This is a genomic window from Roseomonas sp. F4, assembly GCF_053891155.1.
In genome coordinates, this window is record NZ_JBSSHK010000003.1 from 399,308 (window position 1) to 422,649 (window position 23,342).

22 protein-coding genes and 1 pseudogene are annotated in these 23,342 nt (G+C 70.8%); 5 read left to right on the plus strand and 18 right to left on the minus strand.

Going from position 1 to position 23,342, the window contains the following annotated elements:
• Window positions 1–309: 309 nt before the first annotated feature.
• Window positions 310–1,293: a Bug family tripartite tricarboxylate transporter substrate binding protein gene (locus ACVFYP_RS14135; protein ID WP_499200827.1), complete on the minus strand. Its 984-nt coding sequence runs from the start codon at window positions 1,291–1,293 to the stop codon at window positions 310–312.
• A gap of 165 nt (window positions 1,294–1,458) precedes the next feature.
• Between ACVFYP_RS14135 and ACVFYP_RS14140 the strand changes: the two genes are divergently transcribed.
• Window positions 1,459–2,745 (plus strand): methyl-accepting chemotaxis protein, encoded by a 1,287-nt coding sequence (locus ACVFYP_RS14140; RefSeq protein WP_499200828.1) that lies wholly within the window; start codon window positions 1,459–1,461, stop codon window positions 2,743–2,745.
• A gap of 36 nt (window positions 2,746–2,781) precedes the next feature.
• Here ACVFYP_RS14140 and ACVFYP_RS14145 read toward each other — a convergent pair whose 3' ends face one another.
• Window positions 2,782–3,465, minus strand: coding sequence for a substrate-binding periplasmic protein (locus ACVFYP_RS14145; protein ID WP_499200829.1), 684 nt, complete (start codon window positions 3,463–3,465; stop codon window positions 2,782–2,784).
• Window positions 3,466–3,625: 160 nt separating this feature from the next.
• Between ACVFYP_RS14145 and ACVFYP_RS14150 the strand changes: the two genes are divergently transcribed.
• Window positions 3,626–6,304 carry a hybrid sensor histidine kinase/response regulator gene (locus tag ACVFYP_RS14150; protein WP_499200830.1) on the plus strand — a complete coding sequence of 893 codons (2,679 nt, stop codon included), beginning with the start codon at window positions 3,626–3,628 and terminating at the stop codon, window positions 6,302–6,304.
• A gap of 113 nt (window positions 6,305–6,417) precedes the next feature.
• On the opposite strand, the gene ACVFYP_RS14155 is transcribed toward ACVFYP_RS14150, so the two are convergent.
• The 11 genes from ACVFYP_RS14155 to ACVFYP_RS14205 form a co-directional block, all read right to left on the minus strand.
• Window positions 6,418–7,101 (minus strand): trypsin-like serine peptidase, encoded by a 684-nt coding sequence (locus ACVFYP_RS14155; protein WP_499200831.1) that lies wholly within the window; start codon window positions 7,099–7,101, stop codon window positions 6,418–6,420.
• An 11-nt stretch (window positions 7,102–7,112) separates the two neighbouring features.
• On the minus strand, window positions 7,113–8,240 hold the full coding sequence (locus ACVFYP_RS14160; protein ID WP_499200832.1) for an MFS transporter: 1,128 nt from the start codon (window positions 8,238–8,240) through the stop codon (window positions 7,113–7,115).
• Between the two features lie 35 nt (window positions 8,241–8,275).
• Complete coding sequence (locus ACVFYP_RS14165) at window positions 8,276–8,761, minus strand: cupin domain-containing protein (RefSeq protein ID WP_499200833.1); 486 nt, start codon at window positions 8,759–8,761, stop codon at window positions 8,276–8,278.
• Window positions 8,762–8,826: 65 nt separating this feature from the next.
• A complete protein-coding gene (locus ACVFYP_RS14170; protein WP_499200834.1) occupies window positions 8,827–9,315 on the minus strand; it encodes a copper chaperone PCu(A)C in 489 nt (162 codons plus the stop codon).
• A gap of 10 nt (window positions 9,316–9,325) precedes the next feature.
• The gene (locus tag ACVFYP_RS14175) at window positions 9,326–9,676 is read right to left on the minus strand and encodes a hypothetical protein (protein WP_499200835.1); all 351 of its coding nucleotides are present in this window, start codon (window positions 9,674–9,676) and stop codon (window positions 9,326–9,328) included.
• 10 nt (window positions 9,677–9,686) lie between these two features.
• Complete coding sequence (locus tag ACVFYP_RS14180; protein WP_499200836.1) at window positions 9,687–10,196, minus strand: YcnI family protein; 510 nt, start codon at window positions 10,194–10,196, stop codon at window positions 9,687–9,689.
• Window positions 10,197–10,237: 41 nt separating this feature from the next.
• Window positions 10,238–10,609 (minus strand): DUF2946 family protein, encoded by a 372-nt coding sequence (locus ACVFYP_RS14185; protein ID WP_499200837.1) that lies wholly within the window; start codon window positions 10,607–10,609, stop codon window positions 10,238–10,240.
• Between the two features lie 95 nt (window positions 10,610–10,704).
• Window positions 10,705–11,508, minus strand: coding sequence for a Bax inhibitor-1/YccA family protein (locus ACVFYP_RS14190; protein WP_499200838.1), 804 nt, complete (start codon window positions 11,506–11,508; stop codon window positions 10,705–10,707).
• A 129-nt stretch (window positions 11,509–11,637) separates the two neighbouring features.
• Complete coding sequence (locus ACVFYP_RS14195; protein WP_499200839.1) at window positions 11,638–12,141, minus strand: nucleoside deaminase; 504 nt, start codon at window positions 12,139–12,141, stop codon at window positions 11,638–11,640.
• Window positions 12,142–12,161: 20 nt separating this feature from the next.
• Window positions 12,162–14,678, minus strand: coding sequence for an ABC transporter permease (locus tag ACVFYP_RS14200; RefSeq protein ID WP_499200840.1), 2,517 nt, complete (start codon window positions 14,676–14,678; stop codon window positions 12,162–12,164).
• 6 nt (window positions 14,679–14,684) lie between these two features.
• On the minus strand, window positions 14,685–15,392 hold the full coding sequence (locus ACVFYP_RS14205; RefSeq protein ID WP_499201276.1) for an ABC transporter ATP-binding protein: 708 nt from the start codon (window positions 15,390–15,392) through the stop codon (window positions 14,685–14,687).
• Between ACVFYP_RS14205 and ACVFYP_RS14210 the strand changes: the two genes are divergently transcribed.
• From ACVFYP_RS14210 to ACVFYP_RS14220, 3 genes are all read left to right on the plus strand, one after another.
• Window positions 15,370–16,092 (plus strand): arylesterase, encoded by a 723-nt coding sequence (locus tag ACVFYP_RS14210; RefSeq protein WP_499200841.1) that lies wholly within the window; start codon window positions 15,370–15,372, stop codon window positions 16,090–16,092. The two genes, ACVFYP_RS14205 and ACVFYP_RS14210, sit on opposite strands and share 23 nt — an antisense overlap.
• A gap of 28 nt (window positions 16,093–16,120) precedes the next feature.
• A complete protein-coding gene (thpR, locus tag ACVFYP_RS14215) occupies window positions 16,121–16,657 on the plus strand; it encodes an RNA 2',3'-cyclic phosphodiesterase (RefSeq protein ID WP_499200842.1) in 537 nt (178 codons plus the stop codon).
• 125 nt (window positions 16,658–16,782) lie between these two features.
• Window positions 16,783–17,217 carry a DoxX family protein gene (locus ACVFYP_RS14220; protein ID WP_499200843.1) on the plus strand — a complete coding sequence of 145 codons (435 nt, stop codon included), beginning with the start codon at window positions 16,783–16,785 and terminating at the stop codon, window positions 17,215–17,217.
• 97 nt (window positions 17,218–17,314) lie between these two features.
• On the opposite strand, the gene cysD is transcribed toward ACVFYP_RS14220, so the two are convergent.
• From cysD to ACVFYP_RS14245, 5 genes and pseudogenes are all read right to left on the minus strand, one after another.
• Window positions 17,315–18,235: a sulfate adenylyltransferase subunit CysD gene (gene cysD / locus ACVFYP_RS14225; protein ID WP_499200844.1), complete on the minus strand. Its 921-nt coding sequence runs from the start codon at window positions 18,233–18,235 to the stop codon at window positions 17,315–17,317.
• Between the two features lie 147 nt (window positions 18,236–18,382).
• The gene (locus ACVFYP_RS14230) at window positions 18,383–19,159 is read right to left on the minus strand and encodes a CarD family transcriptional regulator (protein ID WP_499200845.1); all 777 of its coding nucleotides are present in this window, start codon (window positions 19,157–19,159) and stop codon (window positions 18,383–18,385) included.
• 233 nt (window positions 19,160–19,392) lie between these two features.
• A complete protein-coding gene (fdxA, locus tag ACVFYP_RS14235) occupies window positions 19,393–19,725 on the minus strand; it encodes a ferredoxin FdxA (protein ID WP_499200846.1) in 333 nt (110 codons plus the stop codon).
• 148 nt (window positions 19,726–19,873) lie between these two features.
• Window positions 19,874–20,158 carry an RNA-binding S4 domain-containing protein gene (locus tag ACVFYP_RS14240; protein WP_499200847.1) on the minus strand — a complete coding sequence of 95 codons (285 nt, stop codon included), beginning with the start codon at window positions 20,156–20,158 and terminating at the stop codon, window positions 19,874–19,876.
• A 672-nt stretch (window positions 20,159–20,830) separates the two neighbouring features.
• Window positions 20,831–23,311 (minus strand): annotated as a pseudogene (locus tag ACVFYP_RS14245) (helicase-related protein); the annotation flags it as partial.
• Between the last annotated feature and the right edge of the window lie 31 nt (window positions 23,312–23,342).

A 23,342-nucleotide genomic window follows, 5' to 3' on the forward strand; every position in this document is an offset into this window, starting at 1 on the left:
GCCCTGGGCCGGCCGCCCGGCACCACCACCCCGCGGCCGCGGCCTATGCGACCTATCCAAGCCCCCGGAGGGCGCGCCCGGCGCCTAAGGGCACGGCAACCCGCGGCCGGCGTCTTTCGCCGGCCGAGCGCCCGAATGGGCGCCGCCGCTTATGCGGCGTAGCCAAGCCCCCGGAGGGGGCGCCCGGCGCCTGAGGGCACTGCAACCTGCGGCCGGCGTCTTCCGCCGGCCGAGCGCCCGAATGGGCGCCGCCGCCTATACGGCGAGCCAAGCCGGCGTAGCCGGCGCCCGGCGCCTGAGGGCACCTAACTAATTCGCCGTGGCGCCGGTGGCGCGGACGATCGGAGCCCATTTCGCCGTCTCGTCCCGGATGAAGCGGCCCAGCTCCTCGGGGGTGGAGGCCAGCGGGTCCACGCCATGGCGGGCGAGGTGGGAGACGATGGTGGGGTCGCGCAGCGTCGCATGCATGGCCGCGTTCAGCTTGGCCACGATCGCATCCGGCAGGCCGCGCGGGCCGAGCAGGGCGTACCAGTTGCCGACCTCGTAGCCCGGCAGGGTCTCCGCCACCGTCGGCACATTGGGCAGCAGCTCCGACCGCGCCAGGGTCGGCACTGCCAGCGCCCGCAGCCGGCCGGATTCGATATGCGGCACGGCGGTGGGCGCGGTGGAGAAGGCGAAGTCCACCTTGCCGCCGATCAGGTCCGTCATCAGCGGGCCGCCGCCGCGATAGGGCACATGGGCGGTCTTGATGCCCGCCATCTGGTCCAGCAGCGCGCCCGCCAGATGGCCGGCGCCACCGACGCCGGAGGAGCCGTAGTTGAGCGTGTCGGGCTGCGCCTTGGCCGCCGCGATCAGCTCCGCGGTGGTGCGCCAGGGCCGGTCCGCCGGCACCACCAGCACGTTCAGGATAGAGCCGGACATGCAGATTGGCGTCAGGTCAGTCTGCGGGTTGAAGGGCAGGTTGCTGTAGATGGTCGGGTTGATGGCCAGGGCGCCGATGGTGCCCATCAGCAGGGTGTAGCCATCGGGCGCCGCGCGCACGGCGAGTTCGGTCGCCAGGTTGCCGCCCGCGCCGGGGCGGTTTTCGATGACGATGTTGCCGCCCAGTGCCTGCTGCAGCCGCGGCTGCATGGTGCGTGCCGTCAGGTCCGTGCCGCCGCCGGCGGCGAAGCCGACGATCAGGCGGATCGGCCGGCTCGGGTAGTCGGTGCCCTGGGCCTCAGCGCGGGAGATGAGCGCGGGCGCGGCAAAGGCGGCCGGGATCAGACGTGTCAGGCGACGGCGGCTCAGCATGGGCGGTATCCTCCAGGCGCCCGTGGTCGGGCGCGCCTTTTTCGATATCGACACGCTGCGCCATTCCCGGCTGGCGGGTAAAGCGGAAGATGCGCCCGATTAAGGGGGCGGCAACCGATCCCGTGGGAAGCTGGCATATCAGCAAGACGCCAGGGAAGGCCGCCCATGTCATTCTTCCGCCGGGACCCCTCGGAGCTCTCGGTGAAGGCCGAATGGCTCGACACCTTGTCGAACCATGCCGGCGTCGGCCTCTGGGACGCGATCCTGCATGAGGGGGATGCCATGCATCCCCTGTCGCGCTGGACCTGGTCGGCGGAATTCCGGCGTCTCTGCGGCTTCACCAGTGCCGCCGAATTCCCGGACAAGGTGCAGAGCTGGTCGGACCGCCTGCATCCGGAAGATGTGGACGGCACCTTCGCCGCCTTCGGCGCGGCGCTGGCCAGTGGCGGCACCTATGACACCAGCTACCGGCTGAAGGTGAAGGACGGCAGCTACCGCTGGTTCCGCGCCACCGGCGGCGTTATCCTGGACGCCAATCGCAAGCCGCGCCGCGCTTGCGGCTCGCTGGTCGATATCCATGCGGCCAAGCAGGCGGAGGCCGGCGGCAAGGCCGTGCTGCGGGACATGGCGGATCGCTTCGAGGCGGAGGTGATGGCCATGGTGGGCGATGTGGCCAGCGGCACGGCGCGGCTGGAGCAGGAGGCACGCGCCATGAACAGCGCGGCCGCGCGCACGCTGGACGAAACCGGTCATGTCGCCAGCGCCGCCGCGGCCACCAGCGGCAATGTCCGCTCGGTGGCGGAGACGACGGAGCAGGTGACCGCCTCGATCCAGGAAATCGGCAGCCAGGTCGTGCGCTCCACCAGCGCCACCGGCTCCGCCACCGAACAGGCGCGCGGCGCGACGCTGGTGGTGGAAAGCCTGATCTCCGATGTGAAGCGGATCGGCGATGTGGTGAAGCTGATCTCCGACATCGCCGGCCAGACCAACCTTCTGGCCCTGAACGCCACCATCGAAGCCGCCCGCGCCGGCGAGGCCGGGAAGGGCTTTGCCGTGGTGGCGAGTGAGGTGAAGACCCTCGCCGCCCAGACCGGCAAGGCGACGGAGGACATCACCGCGCGCATCCATGCCGTGCAGGTGGCGACCGACAGCGTCGCTTTGGCGATCCAGCAGGTGGCGGCGACCATCGTCAATCTGAACGAAAGCGCCTCCGCCATCGCGGCGGCGGTGGAACAGCAGGGCGCGGCGACGCGGGAGATCGCGCGCAGCGTGCAGCAGGCGGCCGGCGGCACGGATGATGTCTCCACCTCCATCGCCACGGTGGATCAGGCGGCGCGGGAGACCGGCGCGGTGGCCGGGCGGATCGCGGAGGATGCGCGGTCGCTCTCCATCCAGGCGGGCGCGCTGCGCGAACAGGTCAACGGTTTCCTCGGCCGCATCCGCGCGGCCTGAAGGGGGCCGGAAGGGGGTAAGGCGCGCCGCGCTGCCTCAGGGCAGCATGATCGGCGCCAGCCCGTGCCGCTGGGCGGCGCGCGCCAGGCTGCCATCCACCCGGGAGCGTTCGAGGAAGGCGTTCACCTCGTTCAGCCAGGCTTGGTCGCCGCGCGCCACGGCATAGGCGTAGAGGGTGTCGCCGAAGCGCCCCGGCGGGTCGATCACCCTGGCCCAGTCATGCATCAGCACCATGCGGCGGGTATAGGGAAAGTCCGACATGAAGACGTCGGCGCGGCCTGACAGGATTTCCCCCTCCCGCGTCCGGGGCGGGGCGACCACCATCAGCTCCGCATTGCGCAGCGTATCCCGCATCAGCGGTTCCATCACCGTGCCGGCCGCCACCGCCACCACCGTGCCGGGGCTGTCGATATCCCGCCAGGCCTGGATGCGCGTATTGGTGCGGGTCGTCACCGCATAGATCGGGCTGGCCATATAGGGTTTGGAGAAGGCCACTCGCTGGGCGCGCGCCGGGGTGACGCCCACCGCCATCATGGCGATGTCGCAACTGCCGGCTTCCAGCCGGTCCATGAACTCGGTGAAATTGGTCTCGACGAAGCTCGGCCGGACCTCCAGCCGGGCGGCCAGGCCGCGTGCCATATCGATATCGATCCCCTCCATTTCGCCATTGCGCGGATTGCGGAAGGAGATGGCGAAGTAATCGGGCCAGATACAGACCATCAACTCGCCCCGGCTGCGAATGGCCGCCAGCCGGTCTGGCAGCGGGGGCCGGCCGGTGGGCTGGGATGGCGTGATTTGTTGCGAGGGTAGAATTTGCGCCCGAACTTCGCCTCTCGGCTCGCAAATTAAGACGAAAAAGGCGATAACGCCCGTCGCAAAGATGATCCCACGCATCACCCAACTCCGTTCCGGCTTTCGGCGGTCGCTCGGCCTCGGCGCCCCGCGACCGTCGGAGCCGCGTCCCTGGCTGCTTTTCGCCGCGGCCGTCGGCTTGGTCGCTCTCTGTCTTGTGGGCATCTACAGCATCTTGATGCATCGCGGCCAGCAGGACGCCATTGAGGAGACGGAAAGACTGACCCAGGGGGTCGCGGCCGGCCTGGCGGACCAGTTGACCCGGGCCATGCAGACCGTCGACCTGGTGATGATGGACGCGCAGGACCGGCTGGTGGAAGCCGAGCCCGGCCAGGTGGCGCGGCAGGTGACGGCGCGCATCCGCGACGTGCCGCAACTGCGCGCCGTGCTGATCGCCGATGCGCAGGGCTTCATCCTGGCCAGCTCGGTCGAGGGGCTGCGCGAGGCCTCGGTGGCGGAGCGTGAGTGGTTTCGCCTGCTGCGCTTCGGCGCCCAGACGCTGCGGCTGGGGGCGCCGGAGGCGGGGCGCTACCTCGGCCCCACCGGGCGGGCCATCAGCCATGCCGGCGGGCTCTATGCCATTCCCTATGCCCGGGCGCTGCGCGGTCCGCGTGGCGAGTTCCTCGGCACCATCATCGCCATCCTGAACCCGGACTACTTCGTCGGCGTGGCACGGCGGCACGCCGATGCCTTCGGCGCCACCATCCGCATCCATTCCTTCCAGGGCCTGCTGCTGGCGCGCTCCGATGGTCGGACGGACGGGGTGGGGGAGCTGAACGCCTCCTCCTGGATCTTCCGGGACTTCCTGCCGCGCCGGGAATCCGGCACCTGGGCCGGCATCGACCAGGACCGGGAGGAGGTCGTGGCCTCCTTCGCCGTCACCCGCCAGGGCGCCTTCGTGGTGGAGGTGGCGCGCAACCGGGAGGATGCGCTGGACAGCGCGCATCGCCTGGGCGCGCTGCTGGCCGCCGGTGTCGCCGCCGCAGCCGTGGTCACGCTGGTGGCGCTGTGGCTGCTGGTGCGACAGGCGCAGGCGCTGAAGCTGCAAGGCCAGCGGCTGGCGGAATCCGAACGCCACGCCGTCGCCGCCTCCCGCGCCAAGGAGGAATTCCTGGCGTCCATGAGCCATGAGATCCGCACGCCGATGAACGGCGTGATCGGCATGACCGGGCTGCTGCTGGACACCCGGCTCGACAGCCTCCAGCGCCGTTACGCCGACACCATCCAGGGCTCTGCCGAGCATCTGATGATGGTGCTGAACGACATCCTGGACTTCTCCAAGCTGGAAGCCGGCGCGCTGCAGATGGAGCAGGTGCCCTTCAACATCGAGGCGGAGATCGCCACGATCGTCGAGCTTTTCGCCCCGCGCGCCGCCGCCAAGGGGGTGGAGCTGGTCTGCGCCCTGTCGCCGGACCTGCCGTCACGGGTCATGGGCGACCCCGGGCGCATCCGGCAGATGCTGTTCAACCTGGTCGGCAACGCGGTGAAATTCACCGAGACCGGCTGGATCCAGGTGGCGATCTCGGTGGAGGCGGAGCTGGATTACTGGCGGCTGCGCGCCTCCGTCTCCGACACCGGGATCGGGCTGGAACGCGACAAGATCGCGCATCTGTTCGAGCGTTTCACCCAGGCCGATGCCTCCATCCGCCGCAAATACGGCGGCACCGGCCTGGGGCTGGCCATCTGCAAGCGGCTTGCGGAGGAGATGGGCGGGGGCATCGAGGCGGTGCCGCGGCTGGCCGGCGTGCGCAATGGCGGCGGCAGCGTCTTCCGCTTCTCCGTGAAGATCGGCCGGGTGGAGGGCGACCAGCAGCCGTTGAGCGGCCTCGCCGGGCGCCGCGTGCTGGTGGTGGACGATCTGCCGCTGAACCGGGAAATCCTGGTGCGCCAGCTTGTCGGCATGGGGGCGGAGGCCGCCGCCGTTTCCGATGGCGGCACCGCGCTGGCCGCGCTGCGTGCCGCCGCCAGCCAGGGCCGCCCCTTCGAGGCGGCGGTGCTGGACGGGCAGTTGCCGGATGGCGACGGGCTGGCCCTGGCGCGGCGCATCCGCCAGGACTGGGACAGTTTTGGCCGGCCGCGCCTGCTGCTCTGTGCCTCCGGCTCCGCCGATCCGCGGGAGGCGCAGCGCGTCGGCCAGGGCAGCGGCCAGGGGCGGGGCCAGGGTGTGCTGGACGGGCTGCTGCTCAAACCCGCTTTGCCGACCCGGCTGCGCGACGCCCTGTTGCTGGCCCTGGCCCCGCAGCAGGCGGAGGCGCCGCAACCACCGCCGCCACCGGCCGTCGAGCCGCAGGACCCGCCGGCCGGGCCGCCGATCCGCATCCTTCTGGTGGAGGACAATCCGACCAACCAGCTGGTCATGCGCACCATCCTGTCCCGTGGCGGGGCGGCGGTGGAAGTGGCGGGCGATGGCGCCCAGGCCGTGGCCGCGTCCCAGGGCGAGCCCTTCGACGCCATCCTGATGGACCTGCAGATGCCGGTGATGGATGGGCTGGAGGCAACGCGCACCATCCGCGCCACGCCGGGGCCGAACCGCAACGCCCGCATCATCGGCCTGACCGCGGCCGTTGGCCCGGAATTCGAACGGCAATGCCGGGAGGCCGGGATGGACGATTATCTCGGCAAGCCGGTGCAGCGCGACACGCTGCTGCGCAAGCTCGGCCTGACGGTCAAGCCGAAGCAGCCGGCTGGGTCCGACCGGGCGGCCTAATACCAAATCCATTGATCGTAGCCTGCGGCCAGCGAAGCTGGCCGAGCGCCCGAATGGGCGCCGCGCCAAGTGGCGCGCGGTGATCGGTCACGATCACCAGGATTTGGCATAAGCTACTCCGCCAGGGGCAGGCCCTGCACCGCAACGGCGAACCCGCCGCGGCCGTCGCGAATGGCCGTGACCGCCACCCCTGCCACCGCCCATCCCGAGCCCTGTTGCACCAGCAGCGGCGCGCCGGAGACGCCGCGGGTGCCGGCGCAATCGTGCCGCAGCAGAATCCGACCGGCTGTATCCCGCTGCACCGCCAGAACCCGGCAATTCGTATCGGCGAGCAGCGCATGCGCCCGATCCTGCTGCCAGCCGCCCAGTGCGACCGCCGCACCGGGCTGCGGCAATGGGGCCAGCGGCAGGAACGGGTTGGGCAGGCGGCGCGCCAGCCGCAGCACCGCCCAATCGGCCGCGGTGGGTCCGCCGCTGGCGGGGTCGTAGCCCGGGGCGATTCGCAGCGCCGCGCCCTGGGCATGGGCGGTGAAATCGCCCCGGTCGTAGCCGGCCAGCACATGCAGGCGCTCCGGCCGCAAAGGCTGCTGCGTGCGCCGCGCCACCACGCAATGCGCCGCCGTCAGCACCAGGTTCGGGGTGATTAGCACGCCGGTGCAGCGGCCGCCGGCCTCGCTCTGCACCCGCACCAGGCTGGACCAGGGGGCCCGCCCGGTCGGCACCGGCTGGCGCGCCGCATCCTCCCCCAGCCCCGGCAATTGCGCCGCCGCCGGGCTTGCCAGCAACAGGAGGAGCAATGCGACGCGGATCATGCGGACCGGCGGCCCGGCAGGCGATGGATCAGGATCGCGACGGCCAGGGCCAGCAGGACCAGCAGCCAGGGCACCAGCCAGGCCCCCCAAAAATCCGCCGCCAGACCCAGCGCCGCCGGCACCATCGCCACACCCAGCGTCGCCGCCGAGACCTGCAACCCCACCGCCTGCGCCGCCGCCGCCGCGCCCAGCCGGGCGGGAGTGCGGGCCATGACGGTGGGGTAGATCGGCGACAGCGCCACGGCCAGCAGCGCCAGCATGGGCAGGTCCGCGAAACCGGCGGCAAAGCCCAGCGCCGCCAGCACCGCCAGCGGCGCCAGCAGCCGCAGCAGCCGATCGGCGCCGATCCGGTCCACCACAAAGCCCAGGCCGATACGCCCGCCGGTGATGGCGGCGAAGAAAAGGGTGGCGGCCATGGCGCCCTCCGCCGGGCTGGCGCCCCGCGACGCGGTCAGGATGGTGGCGGCCCATTGGCCGGTGCCGGCCTCCAGCCCCGTATAGAGAAAGAAGATCACCACCTGCAGCCGCGCCACCGGATTGCGCAGCACGGTCCAGGCGGTATGGCGCGGCCCCTCCGCCGGGCCGGCGCCCTGCCAGCGGTCTCGGGTGGCGAGGAAGCCCAGGGTCAGCAGCGCCAGCGCCAGCCCGACGGCCAGGTAGCCGGCCTGCCAGCCAAACCCCAGCGCCAGCAGCCCCGCGGCGCTGGCCGGGCCGAGCGTGGCGCCGACCCCCCAGAAGCCGTGCAGCCAGTTCATGTGGCGCGGCTGGAAGCGGGCGGCGGCGAAGGCGTTCATCGCGGAATCCACCGCCCCGCCCCCCGCGCCGGCCAGCGCGGCCAGGGCCACGAAGAAGACAAAGGGTGGCGCCGCGGCTTGCAGCAGCGCGGCGCAGGCAGTGGCCGCCAGACTCGCCACCAGCAGCCAGCCGATGCCGAAGGCGCCGATCAGTCGGGCGGTGAAGATGCCCGCCAGCACATAGCCGCCCGCGGTGACCGCCAGGATCAGCCCGAGCCCGGCATTCGGCACGCCATAGAAGGGCCGCAGCTCCGGCCAGAGGCTGCCCGGCATCGGGTCCGGCAGGCCGAGCCCGATGAAGGCCAGGAAGGCGAGGGCAAGAAGCGGCATCAGCGGGGGCTACACCGGACGCGGCCCCGAGGCCATCAGGTGCCGCCGCCGCCCGTCGCCTGAAGCGGCGTGCCGTCCTTGCGCGTGTACATCGCGGGCTGGTCGTTCGGCGGCGCCAGCATGTCGATGTCGGAATAGGTGGCATCGTCGTCGGGGATGCGGCTGCCGATCTCCAGCACCAGGGCCTCGGCGCCGGACAGGTTGCGCAGATGGTGACCATCCGGCTCGCCGGCCTTGAAGCCGGCGGCCTCGCCGGGGCGGAGCACTTCTTCCCCCGCATCGGTCACCAGCGTCACCTCGCCGGAGAGCACCAGGATGAATTCGTCGGAGCCATTGTGCCAGTGGCGCTGGCTGGACCAGGCGCCGGGCGGCAGGCGCAGCAGGTTGACGCCGAACTGTGTCAGCCCCGCCGCATCCCCCAGCCGGCGGCGTTCCCGCGTTTGGCAGGGTTGGTCATGCGGCGCGGGATAGGAGCAGCCGATGACAGGGGGAATGGTGGCCGGATCGATGCGCTTGCCCATGCTGCGGTCCCTTCGAAGCGAAGGGCATCACAGCATGGGCCGGCGCCGCGGTCATGGCCGCGTCGTCAGTGCCTGTGGCCGCCACCGGCCGCGGCGGCTGGCCCACGGGCCCCGGCGGATTGCACGGCAAGCTGCACCTGCACCTCCCCGGCCCGCTCGAAAACCAGTGTGACCGGCACGCGCTCGCCCTGGTTCAGCGGCTGCTTCAGGTCGATCAGCATCAGATGCAGGCCGCCGGGCTGCAAGGTGACCGTCTCGCCGGCCGGCAGCTCGATCGCCTCCACCGGCCGCATCCGCATCACGCCGCCCTCGTGAAGATGCGTGTGCAGCTCCACCACCCGGGCAATGTCGGCGCGGGCGGAGACCAGCCGGTCTGCCGCCGCGCCACTGTTGCGCAGGGTGAGGAAGCCCGCCCCGACGCGGCCGGCGCCGGCGGCGCGGCTCCAGCCCGCCTCGGCCTGGATGGTGGCCTGGGCCTGGGCCTGGGCTTGGGCGCCGGTCGCGGCCAGGCCGATCAGCGCGCCGAGACTGGCGCGTCGTGTGAATGCCGTCATGTCGCGGTCCTCAGCCCAGCATGTCGAGGCTGTCGGCGCTGATGCCGGCGCGGCCCTCGATGCGCCCGGCGAGGCGGGCGAGATTCGCGGCGATGCGGGCGCCGGCCACCGGGTCGCCGGTGGTGCAGGTGGCATTGGCGATGGTCAGCGCGCGCTGCATCGCCATGGTCTCGGCCGGGGTGGCGTGGGTCAGCGCGGCCTCAAGCGCCTTGCGCGCAGGTTCCAGCGCACCGTCGCAGACGGCGGTGAGATGCGCCTCCATCGCTTCCGCATCGCAGGCGGCGGCGCGGCGGGTGGAGAGCAGCGTGCCGGCGGCGACCGCGGCGGCGGCGAGCGGCAGGAAACGGCGGGTCTGAGTCATGATGCGGTCCTCAATTGCGCGGCGTCAGCCGCACGGCGGGCGCGGGCATGCGGTAGTCGGTGATGCGGCGGCCGGCTTCGGGAATCTCGGTCCAGGCGGCCTGCTTGCCGTCCGGGCAATCCTGCACGACGGGAATGTAGAACAGCTCGCCGGGCGTGTTGGGCAGGCGCATGCGGACAACGAATTCGTCGTAATGCGCGTTTTCCAGCGATCCGCCTTCCCAGATGATCTCCGCCAGTGGCGGCAGGGCGCCATGGCCGCCGCCGGCCTCGCCACGGGCGACGGTGCGCAGGGTCCAGCCCGGCTTCGGCATCGGCTGGGCGACGGTCACACCCTCCGGCACCCGAACGGTGAAGCGGATGGTGGGGGCGCCATCGCAGCCATGCGGCACGCGGAAAGTGGCGCGGTAGGTGCTGTTGGGCGCGGCCTGCTGGACTTCCAGCGTGACATGGGCGGCGGCGGGCGCGCTGCACAGGGCAGCGCCGGCCAGGGCAAGGGCGCCCAGAGTGGTCTTGAACATGCTCAAACATCCTGATTCCAAGGGAAAAACCCGGTTGGTCGTCAGGAGGTCGGCGGAGCCCTGGGTTGCGGCTGGCAGCGCGGCGGCGGGGCGGGGCTGGGGGTGGAGGGCGGCGCCGGCACCTCGGCCTGCGCCAGCAGCAGCGCCGGCACAATGGCGACGGGCGGGGGCGGAAGCGCGCCGCCGTAGCCGCCGCAGAGCGGGCAGATCATGCCCGCCGCATGGTCCTGCGGCGGGTTGTCCTGGTCGTCGAGGGTGATGGTGATGCTGCGCGGCCCGTCGGCCGAGCAGATATCCATGTGCAGCACGCCGTCGCCGGGCGCGGCCAGCCTCAGGCAATGGCCGAACGCCGAGCCCCACTGCAACAGCAGCAGCAGGACGAGCAGCCGTGTCAGGGCGGGGCGGAGATGCACGGCGGCAGACTAGCATCCAGGGGGATCAAAACGGAAGCGGCGCGCGACCCGTTCGGGATCGCGCGCCGCGTCTTGTCAGGCCATGGGCCTCGGCATCAATCGCTGTTCTGGCGAACGCCCATGAACTGGAGCATCAGCTGGAACAGGTTGACGAAGTTCAGGTAGAGACCCAGCGCGTCGAAGACGCTGCGCTTGCCGGCTTCGTCCGAACCCTCGGCATAGGCATATTCCACGTAGTCCGCCTTGATCCGCTGTGTGTCATAGGCGGTGAGGCCGACGAAGACGACCACGCCGATGACGCTGATGGCGAATTGCAGGGCGGAGCTCTGCAGGAACATGTTCACCAGCCCGGCGATGATGATGCCGATCAGGCCCATCATCATGAAGCTGCCCATCTTCGTCAGGTCGGCCTTCGTGGTGTAGCCGTAGAGGCTGATCGCCGCGAACATGCCGGCCGTGATGAAGAAGGTGCTGGCGATGGAAGCGCCGGTGTAGATCGCGAAGATGTTCGACATCGACGCGCCCATCACGGCGGCGAAGGCCCAGAACAGCGCCTGCGCGCTGGTCTTGCTCATCCGGTTGATGCCGAAGCTCAGCACCAGGATGAAGGCCAGCGGCGCGAACATCGCGGCCCAGCCCAGAATGGTCGGCGCCGTCGCATTGCCGCGCGGCGTGCGGACCACCTGGTAGAACAGGCTGGCGATATCCGGGTTGGAGGCGATGAAATAGGCGACGATGCCGGTCAGGGCGAGACCGGAGGCCATCCAGTTGTAGACGCGCAGCATGTAGGCGCGCAGGCCCGCATCGATGGCGGCGGCATCCACGCCCGCGGACCGCCCATAGGGCTGGGTCCAGGCCGACGCGCCCGTCCGGAAGCGGTTGTCGGGACCGAGAGCCATGGTCAGGAAATCTCCTCGCGGGCGATGGTTAGGGGCCGCCCGCACGTGGCCGAGTATATGGAACTTCTGTAATCCGGATCAACGGGGCCCGAGGGGTGAACGCAAAGATTCATGCGTAACCCAGAGTCTTCAGGCGGCGCCCTGCACCCAGTAGCCCTGATGCGGGACCGCACCCTCCGATTCCAGGGCGGGACCGACCACCTCCACCGCCTCCGCCGCCGATTCGAGCACCGCGCGGCAGGACAGGGTGAGCCCCGCGGTGTGCGGCTGGGCGTTGCGCAGATGCAGGATGGCGGCCGCCGACAGGCCATACACCACCCGCCCGATGCCGGTGTAGAAGATGGCGGCCGAACACATGGCGCAGGGCTCACCGGAGGAATAGATGGTGGCCCGCCGCAGCCGCGGCCTCGGCACCCCGGCGGCGATCACTGCCTGGCAGGCATTCATCTCGCTATGCGCCAGCGTGCCGCCGCCGCCCGACCCCTGGGTGGACAGGCCCTCCGCCAGGATGGTGCCGTCCTCCGCCACGATCACGGCGGAGAAGGGCCGGTCGCCACGGTCACGGGCCTTGCTGGCCAGCCGAAAGGCGTGGCGCAGATGCTCTTCATCCTCGGGAAGCAGGTCAGGGTCCATGCCCCCATCCAAGCCCGAGCCTACTCGTTACGCAACAGCGGTGCGGGGCGGACCCGCAGCGCCAGCGCCGTGCCGATATAGCCCAGCGCCAGGGTCAGCAGCACGCAGCCCAGCACCGTCACGGCCAGCGTCCCGGGCAGGAACACCCAATCGGCCCGCATGACATAGCGCACCACCGCCCAGCTTGCGGCCGATCCGGCGGCGGCGGCCAGCAGCCCGGCCACCAGGCCGAGCAGGCCGAATTCCACCAGCCAGGCCCCCCGGATCTGCCGGCGCGTCGCGCCGATGGTCTTCAGAACCACCGCATCCCGCACCCGCGCCCGCTGCCCGGCGGCCACCGCTCCGGCCAGCACCAGCATCCCCGCCAGCAGGGTGACGGAGGACACCGCCTGCAAGGCGACACCCAGCCGCGTCAGCAGCCCCGCCACCGCTTCCAGCGCATCCCGCACCCGGATGCCGGAGATATTGGGGAAGGCGTCGGTCAGGGTGCGCAGCACCGAGGTCTCCACCGCCTCCGTGCTGCGGACCGTGGCGATATGCGTGTGCGGCGCGGCGGCGAGCAGGCCGGGGGAAGCGACCATGACGTAATTGATGCCCAGGCCGCGCCACTGAATCTCCCGCAATGAGGCCACCCGCAGGTCGATGTCGCGCCCCAGCACGTTCACCGTGACGATGGAGCCGACGCCCATGCCCCAGCCGGCGGCGAGGTTGGCGTCGAAGGAGACGAGCGGCGGGCCGCTGTAATCCGCCGGCCACCACTGGCCAGCGACCAGCCGCGTGCCCTCCGGCGGCGTCGCCGCATAGGTCAGGCCGCGATCGCCGCGCAGCGCCCAGCGGGTTTCCTCGGTGGCCCGGACCTGATCGGCCGGGGTGCCATCCACTGCGACGATGCGGGCGCGAAGGGAGGGCACGCTGCGCACCTCCGCCACGCCGGGCTGGGCGGCGGCCAGAGCGTTGAAGGCCTCCGACTGGTCGGACTGGATGTCGATAAAGAAGAAGCTCGGGGCGGAACGCGGCATCTGGTCCGAAAGCTGGGCGCGCAGATTGCCCTCGATGGTCGCCACCGCCGCCAGTGTGGTCAGGCCGATGCCCAGCGCCACCAGCATGGTGGAGGTCGGCGCCCCCGGCCGGTGCAGATTGGCGAGCCCGAGACGGATGGTCGGCCGACGGATCCCACGCAGGCCCTTGGCGAAGGCCATCAGGCCGCTCGCCCCCAGGCGGAACAGCAGCAGGGTCAGGGCCGCGCCGGCGCAAAAACCCAGGGCGAAACGCGGCTGTTCCGCCGTGCCCACCACCAGCGCGATCAGGGCGAAGGCCGAAAGCCCGGTGGCCACCAGGATGCCCCGGGACGGCCAGCCGGGATTGGCGGTGATCAGGTCGCGGAACAGCGCCGCCCCCGGAATCCGTTGGGCGCGCCCGAGCGGCCAGAGCGAAAAGGTCAGCGCCGTCAGCAACCCGTACAGCGCGGCCAGCGCCAGCGGCGCCGGATACACCCCGAGCCGCGGCGGCACCGGTAGGGCGCCGGCCAGCGCCTGCGCTGCCAGCCAGGTCAGGCCGAAGCCGGCCACCAGCCCGATGGTGATGCCGATGACCGACAGCACCAGCACCTGGATCAGATAGGTGGCGAGGATGGTCCCGGCCGGGGCACCCAGGCAGCGCAGCGTCGCGATGGTGCGGCCGCGCGCATCCAGCCAGGCGCGCACGCCGGTGGCCACGCCGATGCCGCCCACCAGCAAGGCGGTGAAGCCGGCCAGCACCAGGAAGGCGGCGGCGCGGTCCATGAAGCGGTTCACCCCCGGCTCCGCCTGATCCGCCGTCCGCACCCGCCAGCCACCATCGCCCACCGCCGCCTGCATCTCCCGCCCAAAGCGGCGCACCTCGGTGCCCGGGGGCAGGCGGAAGCGGGTGTCGTAGGAGATCAGGCTGCCGGGCTGGATCAGCGCCGTGGCGGGCAGGGTCTCGGCCAGGATCAGGGCGCGCGGGCCAAGCACGGCGGGGCTGGCGACGCGGTCCGGCTCCTCCGCGATGGTGCCGGCGAAGACCAGGTTGGCCTCGCCGATGCGCAGCATGTCCCCCGGCACCAGGCCCAGCCGCTCGACCACCGAGGCCTCCAGCGCCACGCGCGGATGACCATCCACGGGCACTAGGCTGGCCTGGGGCGGGTCGAGGCGCAGCGCGCCATAGAGCGGATAGGCGGCATCCACCGCCTTCAGCTCCACCAGCGACCTTTCGCCCGAAGGCGCGACCGCCATGGCCCGCATCTCGACCACGCGGGAGGCTTCGGCGCCGCGCGCCCTTGCCCAGTCCAGCGCCGCATCGGGCAGCGGCTGGTAGTTCACCCGCACCTCAACATCGCCGCCGAGCAGCCGGGCGCCATCGGCCAGCAGCCCGGCCTCCGTCGCCGCGCGCAGCGTGCCCACCGCGGCAATGGCGGCGACGCCGAGCGCGAGGCAGGCCAGCACGATGCGCAGCTGGCGAAAGCCGCCGCGCAATTCCCGCCGCGCCAGCCGCGCGCCGAGCCGGAGATGATCCATCATGGCGCGTTATTCCGCCGCCAGCTTGAGGCCGGCGCTGTCGGCGACGATGCGGCCATCCTCCATCCGCACCTGGCGCTCGCAGCGTTCGGCCAGCAGCGGGTCGTGGGTGATCAGCAGCAGGGTGGTGCCGAGCCGGGCGCGCAGGCCGAAGAGCAGGTCCATCACCACCGAGCCGGTGGCGCGGTCCAGATTGCCGGTGGGCTCGTCGGCCAGGATCAGCCGGGGTTCGGCCACCACGGCACGCGCCAGCGCCACGCGCTGCTGCTCCCCGCCCGACATCTGGCCGGGATAATGTTCCAGCCGATGGCCGAGGCCGACATCCTTCAAGGCTTCCGCCGCACGTTCAAAAGCGTCGCGCCGGCCGGCGAATTCCAGCGGCATGGCGACGTTCTCCAGCGCCGTCATGGTGGGGATCAGGTGGAAAGCCTGGAAGACGATCCCCACCTCGTCGCGACGGAACCGGGCCAGCGCATCTTCATCCAGCGCCCCCAGATCCCGTCCGGCCACGGTCAGGCGCCCCGCACTCGGCGTCTCCAGCCCGGCCAGCAGCATGAGGAGCGATGTCTTGCCCGACCCCGACGGCCCCACGATGCCCACCGCCTCCCCGGCCGTCACTGACAGGTCGACGCCGCGCAGCACCTGCACCGGGCCTGCCGCCGCACGCGCGGTGAAGACCAGGCCGGAGGCGGCGATGAGGGGTGTCGCGTCGGGCATGCTCACGGGGCGGGAATCCTATTACGGCGGTTTCATGTCATATGGGCGCCGTGCTGCGCTGCGAAAGGCGGCCTTCGGTATCGGAATATTGCTGGCCGCAACGAAAGGCGGCCGCGCCCAAGGCGCGGAGGTCCGCCTGCTGATGCTGGGCGATTCCATCACCGCCGGCTACGGCCTGGCGCGGGGCGAGGGGCCGCCGGCGCGGATCGAGGCCTTGCTGCGTGAGCGCGGGCGGAATGTGCGGGTGCTGGATGCCGGCGTTTCGGGCGACACCACCGCGGGTGGGCGGTCCCGGCTGGAATGGGCGATGGCCGACCGGCCCCATGCGGCGATCGTCGCACTCGGTGGCAATGACGCGCTGCGCGGGCTAACACCGGCGCAGATGCGCGCCAACCTGACCGCGATCCTGGACGGGCTGGCAGCACGGGGCATTCCGACGCTGCTGGCGGGGATGATGGCGCCGCCCAATCTCGGCGCGGAATACGGCCGCGAATTCACCGCCGTCTTCACAGATCTGGCGGCGGCGCGGCCCGATCTGGTGTTCTACCCCTTCCTGCTGGAAGGCGTGGCCGGCGACCCGGCGTTGAACCAGGCGGACCGCATCCACCCCAATCCGCAGGGCGCGCGGATTCTGGCGGAGCGGATGCTACCCGCCATCGAAACGCTACTGGACCGCGTGCCCGCTTCCGCCGCAGGCTGATACCGCCCCGGATTCGGAGCCGCCTGCCATGGTTCGTCTCTTCGTCGCCCTTGCCTTGCCCGATCAGGTGAAGGCTCAGCTCGCCGCGCTGATCGGCGGCATCCCCGGCGCCCGCTGGGTGCCGCCGGAGAATTACCACCTGACGCTCCGCTTCATCGGGGAGGTGGAATCCTGGCAGGCGGAGGAGGTGGATGCGGCGCTGGCGGCAATCCGCGCCCCGCGCTTCGACCTGGCGCTCGCCGGCATCGGCACCTTCGAGAAGGGCGGGCGCATCCAGTCGATCCACATCACCGCCGAACGCAGCGAGGCGCTGACCCGGTTGCAGGCGAAGGTGGAGACGGCCCTGCAGCGGGTCGGGCTGGAGCCCGAACGCCGCCGCTTCGCCCCGCACGTGACCCTGGCGCGGACCGACAAGGCGGAAACGCACAAGCTGATCGGCTTCATCCACGCCCACAGCCTGTTCCGGTCCCCGCCGGTGCCGATCGACAATTTCGTGCTGTTCTCGTCCTACCTCGGGAAGGAGGCGGCGCATTATGTGCCGGAAGTGGAGTATGAATTGAACTGAATCAACCTGAAGTTGGTTCAGATAGATCCAGCTGCTCATCGGCACTGTCCGGGTTTCCAATTGCGCTGGATCAAGAAGTGGCGCGGCACAGGGGCATATTCTCGGCGCATTGCAGGAGAAGTGCGATGCGCAAGGCCGACTTTGATGTTTCCGATCCGGTTGTGGTGCTGCGGTTGCTATGCGGCCTGTTCTATGCGCCGCATGTGCTGTTCAAACTGAACCATATGGCAGGTTCCGCAGCCTTCTTCGGCAAGGTGCTGCCCTTTCCCGAAGTCTTCCTCTACCTAGCGATTGCAGCGGAGCTGGCCTGCCTGGTCGGGCTGACGTTGAACATCCTGGTGAAGTGGGTCGGTCTGCTCTCGGCGGGCGTCATGGCGGTGGCGATCTATGCGACGCTGATGACCAAGGGCATGGGCTGGATGTGGAACCTGGGCGGGGTGGAGTACCTGGTGTTCTGGGGTATCGCCTCGGCCAGCCTGGCAGTGCAGGCCTGGAAGCATGAGCAGGCGACCTATGGTCGCCTTTCCTTCCTGCTACCGACCTCCCCCCGCCTCGCCTGACGCTTTTGGGCCCGAGGCGCCCCACGCCCCGACCCACCATCAGCCAGGCCCATAGACCCCCGGGCGCCCCGCCGTGCCACAAGGCAGCGGCAGCGTCCTAAAAATACCCTTCGCGCTTTTTGCGTTCCATGGAGGCTTCCTGGTCGTTGTCGATCAGGCGGCCCTGGCGTTCGCTGTGGCGGCTTTCGCGGATTTCGGTGAGGACCTGGTCGATGGTCTCGGCACGGCTTTCATGGGCGCCGGTCAGGGGCCAGTCGCCCATGGTGCGGAAGCGCACCCAGAGGGTTTCCACCGTCTCGCCGGGTTCCAGCGGCATGCGGTCGTCGTCGCGCATGATGAGCGCGCCGTTGCGGCGGAGCATGGGGCGCGGGGCGGCGTAGTAGAGCGGAACGACGGGGATGGATTCCGCCGCGATGTAGTCCCAGACGTCGAACTCGGTCCAGTTGGACAGCGGGAAAACGCGCATGCCCTCGCCCGGGTTGATGCGGGTGTTGTAGAGGCCCCAGAGTTCCGGGCGTTGGCCGCGTGGGTCCCAGACATGGCCGGGGGCGCGGAAGGAAAACACCCGTTCCTTGGCGCGGGCCTTTTCCTCGTCGCGCCGGGCACCGCCGATGGCGGCGTCGAAGCCATGGGCGTCGAGCGCCTGTTTCAGCGCCTCCGTCCCCATCACGTTCATATGCAGCTGAGAGCCGTGGCTGATCGGGCCGATGCCGCGGGCCAGGCCGTCGGGGTTGGTGTGGACGATGCATTCCAGCCCGAGTTCGGCCATGCGGCGGTCGCGGAAATCGAGCATCGCCCGGAAGTCCCAGCCAGTGGCGATGTGCAGCAGGCGGAAGGGGGGCTTGCCGGGGGCGAAGGCCTTCATCGCCAGTTGCAGGACGACCGAGCTGTCCTTGCCGATGGAGTAGAGCAGGACGGGGTTGCGGAAGCTGGCCGCCGTTTCGCGCAGGATGCCGATGGCCTCCGCCTCCAGGCGCCTGAGATGGGGCGTCAGGCGGTGGGCGGTCTCGGTTGCCATGGGGGGACGTTGCCTCTGCGGTTGGCGCGCCGTGTCAGATGACACGGCGCGGCGGGAGGCGGAAGTGGCGGCTTTGCCCGAGGCGGCGAAGGCGGCCCGCCGCCTATGCGGCGAAGCCCAGCGCGCGCCCGGCGTTTGAGGGCAGGATCAGGCTGCTTTCAGGAAGGTCAGCAGCTTGTCCTGGGCCGCGGCCTTGTCGGTGCGGTCGATGGCGGCGAGTTCGGCGGCCAGGCGGTCGAGCGCCTGTTCGTAGATCTGCCGTTCGGAGAAGGACTGGTCCGGCTGGCCGGCGTTGCGGTGCAGGTCGCGCACCACCTCGGCGATGGCGATCGGGTCGCCGGAGTTGATCTTGGCCTCATATTCCTGGGCGCGGCGGGACCACATGGTGCGCTTGATGCGGGCACGGCCGCGCAGCACTTCCAGCGCCTCGTTCATCTGCTCGCCGGTCGCCAGCTTGCGCAGGCCGGAGGAGGCGGCCTTGTTCACCGGCACCCGCAGGGTCATGCGGTTTTCCTCGAAGGTGACGATGATCACCTTCAGGGACATGCCGGCGACGGGCATGTCCTCAATGCCCTGCACCTGGCCGACGCCATGGGTCGGGTAGACGACATGGTCACCCGGCTTGAATTCCGGCGGCGGGCCCTTGGGGCGGGGCGGGGGCGGCGGGCTTGCGCCGTCCTCGTCATCCTGCGGCAGCGGGCGGGGGCCGCCACGGGGCGGGAAGATCGACGGGCGCGGCGCATTGGCGGAGTTGGAGCCGGGGCGGCCGGGCGGGCGATGGGGCGGCGGGGGCGAATCCTGGCGCGCCGGCAGTGGCGCGGTCCCGACCTTCTTCTCAGGCTTGGCGGCCTTGATCTCCGGGGAGGCCTCGGCCTCCGGGCCGGACTTGGTCTCGCCGGTTTTCGCCTGGGCGGTTTGCTTCATATGGCCACCCGATTTTGCATCCCGTGCCTGAACCCCGCCCCGATGCCGGTCGGCCGAGGAAGGTCAGGCTTGGGCATGTCATGGACCCGATGGGCGGCAAGGCCGGCAGCATGGCGCCGCTTCTTCCCGATCCCATTGATTATGTAATACAAACCAGGGCGAATTGCCACCCCCCGGCCCGAATCGGGCCGGGATTCAGGGCAGATCGGTCGCGGCCAGGTCTTGGGTGGCGGTCAGGCCTTGCCGGGTGCGGGGTCGAACAGCGCCTTCTTGCCGGGCTTGTCCTTCCATTCATCCGCATCCGCGGGCGCTTCCCCCTTGCGGGTGATGTTCGGCCATTCGGCGGCATAGGTGCGGTTCAGCTCCACCCAGGGTGTTGCCTTGTCGTCGCTGTCGGGCAGGATGGCCTCGGCGGGGCATTCCGGTTCGCAGACGCCGCAGTCGATGCACTCATCGGGATGGATGACGAGCATATTTTCGCCCACATAGAAGCAGTCCACAGGACAGACTTCCACGCAATCCATGTACTTGCACTTGATGCAGTTCTCGGTGACGACGTAGGTCAACTGCGCCTCCGGTGGGGATGCGGGGCCGCGCCCAGCGGCGGCTCCACCACCGCGCCAGTTCGGGGCCGCGGCCTGCCCCACATGGCCCAGCCTCCGGCGCAAGGCAAGCGGTTGCGGTGCATCATCGCGCGCGGCGGGGCGCGGAACGTCACTCAGGCGAGGGGTCGGAGAGGTCCTCATACAGGCCGCGCGCCTCGCTGGCCGGGCCACGGCGCTCGGCGAGCGCCAGCACCCGCCAGATGCGGACCTGGCCGGCCATGGTCAGGGTGAGCACATCGCCGGGCCGCAGCTTGTAATGCGGCTTGTCGGTGCGCTGGCTGTTGACCCGCACGCGCCCGGCCTCGACCTGGCGCGCGCATTCAGGGCGGGTCTTGGCGATGCGCGCGCACCAGAGCCAGAGGTCGAGCCGCTGAAAGGCCGGCTCAGCCGCCACGGCTCAGTCCTTGCGCAGCTTCAACTGGGCCAGCACCGCGAAGGGCGAATCCGGCTTGGGGCCGGAGGACCATTCGCGCGGCTGACGGTCGCCGCCCCGGTCGCGGTCGCGATCAGGGCGGGGGAAGCGGTCGCCGCCGCGGCGGTCCTGGCGTGGACCCTCGGGGCGCGGACCTTCGGGACGCGGCCGATCGCCTTGCGGACGATCACCCTGCGGGCGGGGTCCCCGGTCCGCGTAGGGGCGGTCAGCCTGGGGCCGATCACCCTGGGGACGATCCGCCTGAGGCGGACGATCGCCCTGGGGCCGGTCACCGGCCGGGCGATCCGGCCGCGGGCGGCGCGGGCCGTCGAAGCGGGGACGGTCCTGGCGCGGGGCCTCGGCGCCGGCTTCCACGGGCGTGGCGGCGTCACGGCGCTGCGGCGGCCTGCCGCGGTCGCGGCGCGGGCCATCCTCGCGCTTCGGCCGAAGTTCGGGCGGGATCGGCGGTCCAAAGTAGATCGGCCGCGGGCCGGCATCGGCCGGGCGGGGTCCGCGATCGGGACGCTGATCGGGGCGCCGTTCGCCCCTCGGCTGGTCACCCCGTGGCTGGTCACCACGCGACTCCCCACGAGCATCGCGGCGCGGCCCGCGCGGCCCCATGGGCCGGTCCTGCCGCACCAGGCTGATGCGCGGCGGCACGGGTGGGCCGAACTGCCCCTCCTCCAGCGGCGGGGAGGGCATGAGGCGGAAGCCCATGGCCTCCAGCGCCATGGACAGCGTATCGCCCTTCACCCCGAGGCGGGAGGCGAGGCCCTCCGGCAGGGGCGCGGCGGCGCGGCGGGTCAGATAGCCCAGCTCGCCGGCGATCCGCTCCGCGACATCCAGCCGCAGCAGAACCCGGCCGGCCGGCAGCCAGCCAGCGATCTGGGCGAAGCCTTGGGGCCAGCCCTCCGGCCCGCGCGGCGTGTTGGGATCGGCGGGGGCCTCCGCCGGCGTCTCGGGCAGGGTGACGGAGACCAGGCCGGGATTGGGCAGCAGCGGGGTCGGGATGTTCCGGCGCAGCGCCCAGAGCTGGGCGCGCAGCGCCATGGCGCGCGGCTTCAGCACGTCCGGCAGATACATGGCGTAGCGCCCGGCACGGATGCCGATGCCCTTCAGCCGCGCCCGCAGCTCCGCCGGAATTTCCCGGTCTGTCGCGCCGGGGGCGAGGCCCATGGCTTCGCGCAGGCGGAAGGCGGGGCCGCGCAGCGTATTGTCTTCCGCCGCCTTGGCCTCGATCGCCTCCAGCCCGCCGAGGTCCCGCTTCACCAGGCTGTCGATCCAGGTGGCGAGGCGGACCCGAACCCGCTCGCGCTGGGCGTTGTCCAGGAATTCGGTGGCGATGACGTCCACATGCGGCTTCAGCGGCTCGGGCCCTGGGCGCAGCCGGGCGATCTCGGCCGTGTCCCAGATCACGCGATGCTGCGGCGACAGGGTGAAGGCCTCGTCCTTCGCCGTCTCCAGGGCGGCGAGGCGGCGGGGAATCTCCTCCCGCAAGGCGCGGCGGGCGGCGCGCAGCACCAGGCGGCGCTCCTCCTCCTTCGTCGCATCCGGGTCAGGCTGGAAGTGGAAGCCGGTGACCTTGCCGACCGTATGGCCTTCCACCACCACATCGCCCTGGCGCGTCACGGCGGAGAGCAGCGTCTCCTCCGTGTCATCGAGCCTGCGGATCAGATGGGCGGCGCGGCGGTCGACGAAGCGGGCGATCAGACGTTCGTGCAGCGCGTCGGAAACGGCTTCCTCCGCCTTGCGGGCCTCGGCCTGCTGGGTCGCGGCATCGGCGATCCAGTCGGCGCGGGCGGCGATGTAGGACCAGATCCGGATATTGGCGAGGCGCGCCATCAATGTGTCGAGGTCGCCCTCGATATTGCCCAGTGCCGCGATATTGCCGGCGACCCAGTCGCTCGGCAGCCGGCCCTCGGTCGCCAGATGCCCGAAGATCTTGGCGCAGAGCCGGGTGTGGCTGTCATCCGCGATCTTGCGGAAGTCCGGCACCTGGCAGGCTTCCCACAGCAGCCGCACGCGGGCGCGGCCCTTGCCCAGCTCGCGGATTTCCGATTCGCGGGACAGGGCGTTGAGCGTGATGTGGTCGACCGCGTCATTGCCCTTGGCGAGGCCAGGGGTGGGCGGGGAGGTGGCGAGGCTGTCGAGCAGCCCGTCGATGCTGGCGAAATCCAGATCCGAATTGCGCCAGGCGATCTGGGCCAGCGGCTCGAAGACATGGCCCTCGATCTGGCGGGCCAGCTCGTCCGGCAAGGCCGGGCATTCGGCGGTGGTGCCGAAAGTGCCGTCGCGCATGCCGCGGCCGGCGCGACCGGCGATCTGGGCGGCCTCCTGCGCATTCAGCGGGCGGATCTGGTGGCCATCGAATTTCTGGAGATCGGCGAAGGCGATGTGGTCGACATCCATGTTCAGGCCCATGCCGATGGCATCGGTCGCGACCAGGAAATCCACTTCGCGGTTCTGATACAGCGCCACCTGCGCATTGCGCGTGCGGGGCGACATCCGCCCCATCACCACGGCGCAACCGCCACGGCGGCGACGGATGGCCTCCGCAATCGCATAGACCTCGGCCGCGCTGAAGGCGACCACGGCGCTGCGCGGCGGCAATTTTGTCAGCTTGGCCGGCCCCGAATGGGTCAGCTGCGAAAGCCGGGGACGCGTCTCGATCTCCGCCTGCGGCACGAGCCGCTGCAGCAGCGGCCGGATCGTCTCAGCCCCCAGAAACATCGTCTCGACCATGCCGCGGGCATGCAGAAGGCGATCCGTGAAAATATGGCCGCGATCGGCATCGGCGCAGAGCTGGATCTCGTCCACCGCCACGAATTCGGCGCGGCGGTCGAGCGGCATCGCTTCCACGGTGCAGGCGAACCAGCGCGCCTCGGGGGGGACGATCTTCTCCTCCCCGGTGATCAGCGCGACGTACTTCTCCCCCTTGGCGGCGACCATGCGGTCGTAATTCTCGCGCGCCAGAAGGCGCAGCGGGAAGCCGATGATGCCGGAGGCATGCGCCAGCAGGCGGGTAATCGCCAGATGCGTCTTGCCGGTATTGGTCGGGCCAAGCACCGCGCGAACGCGCGGGGCAAACATCTGGCCGTGGGACATGTGATGGTCGGACATATTGGTATTCGGCATGGTCCGTGGGGGCAGCGGTTGCGTGGCACGG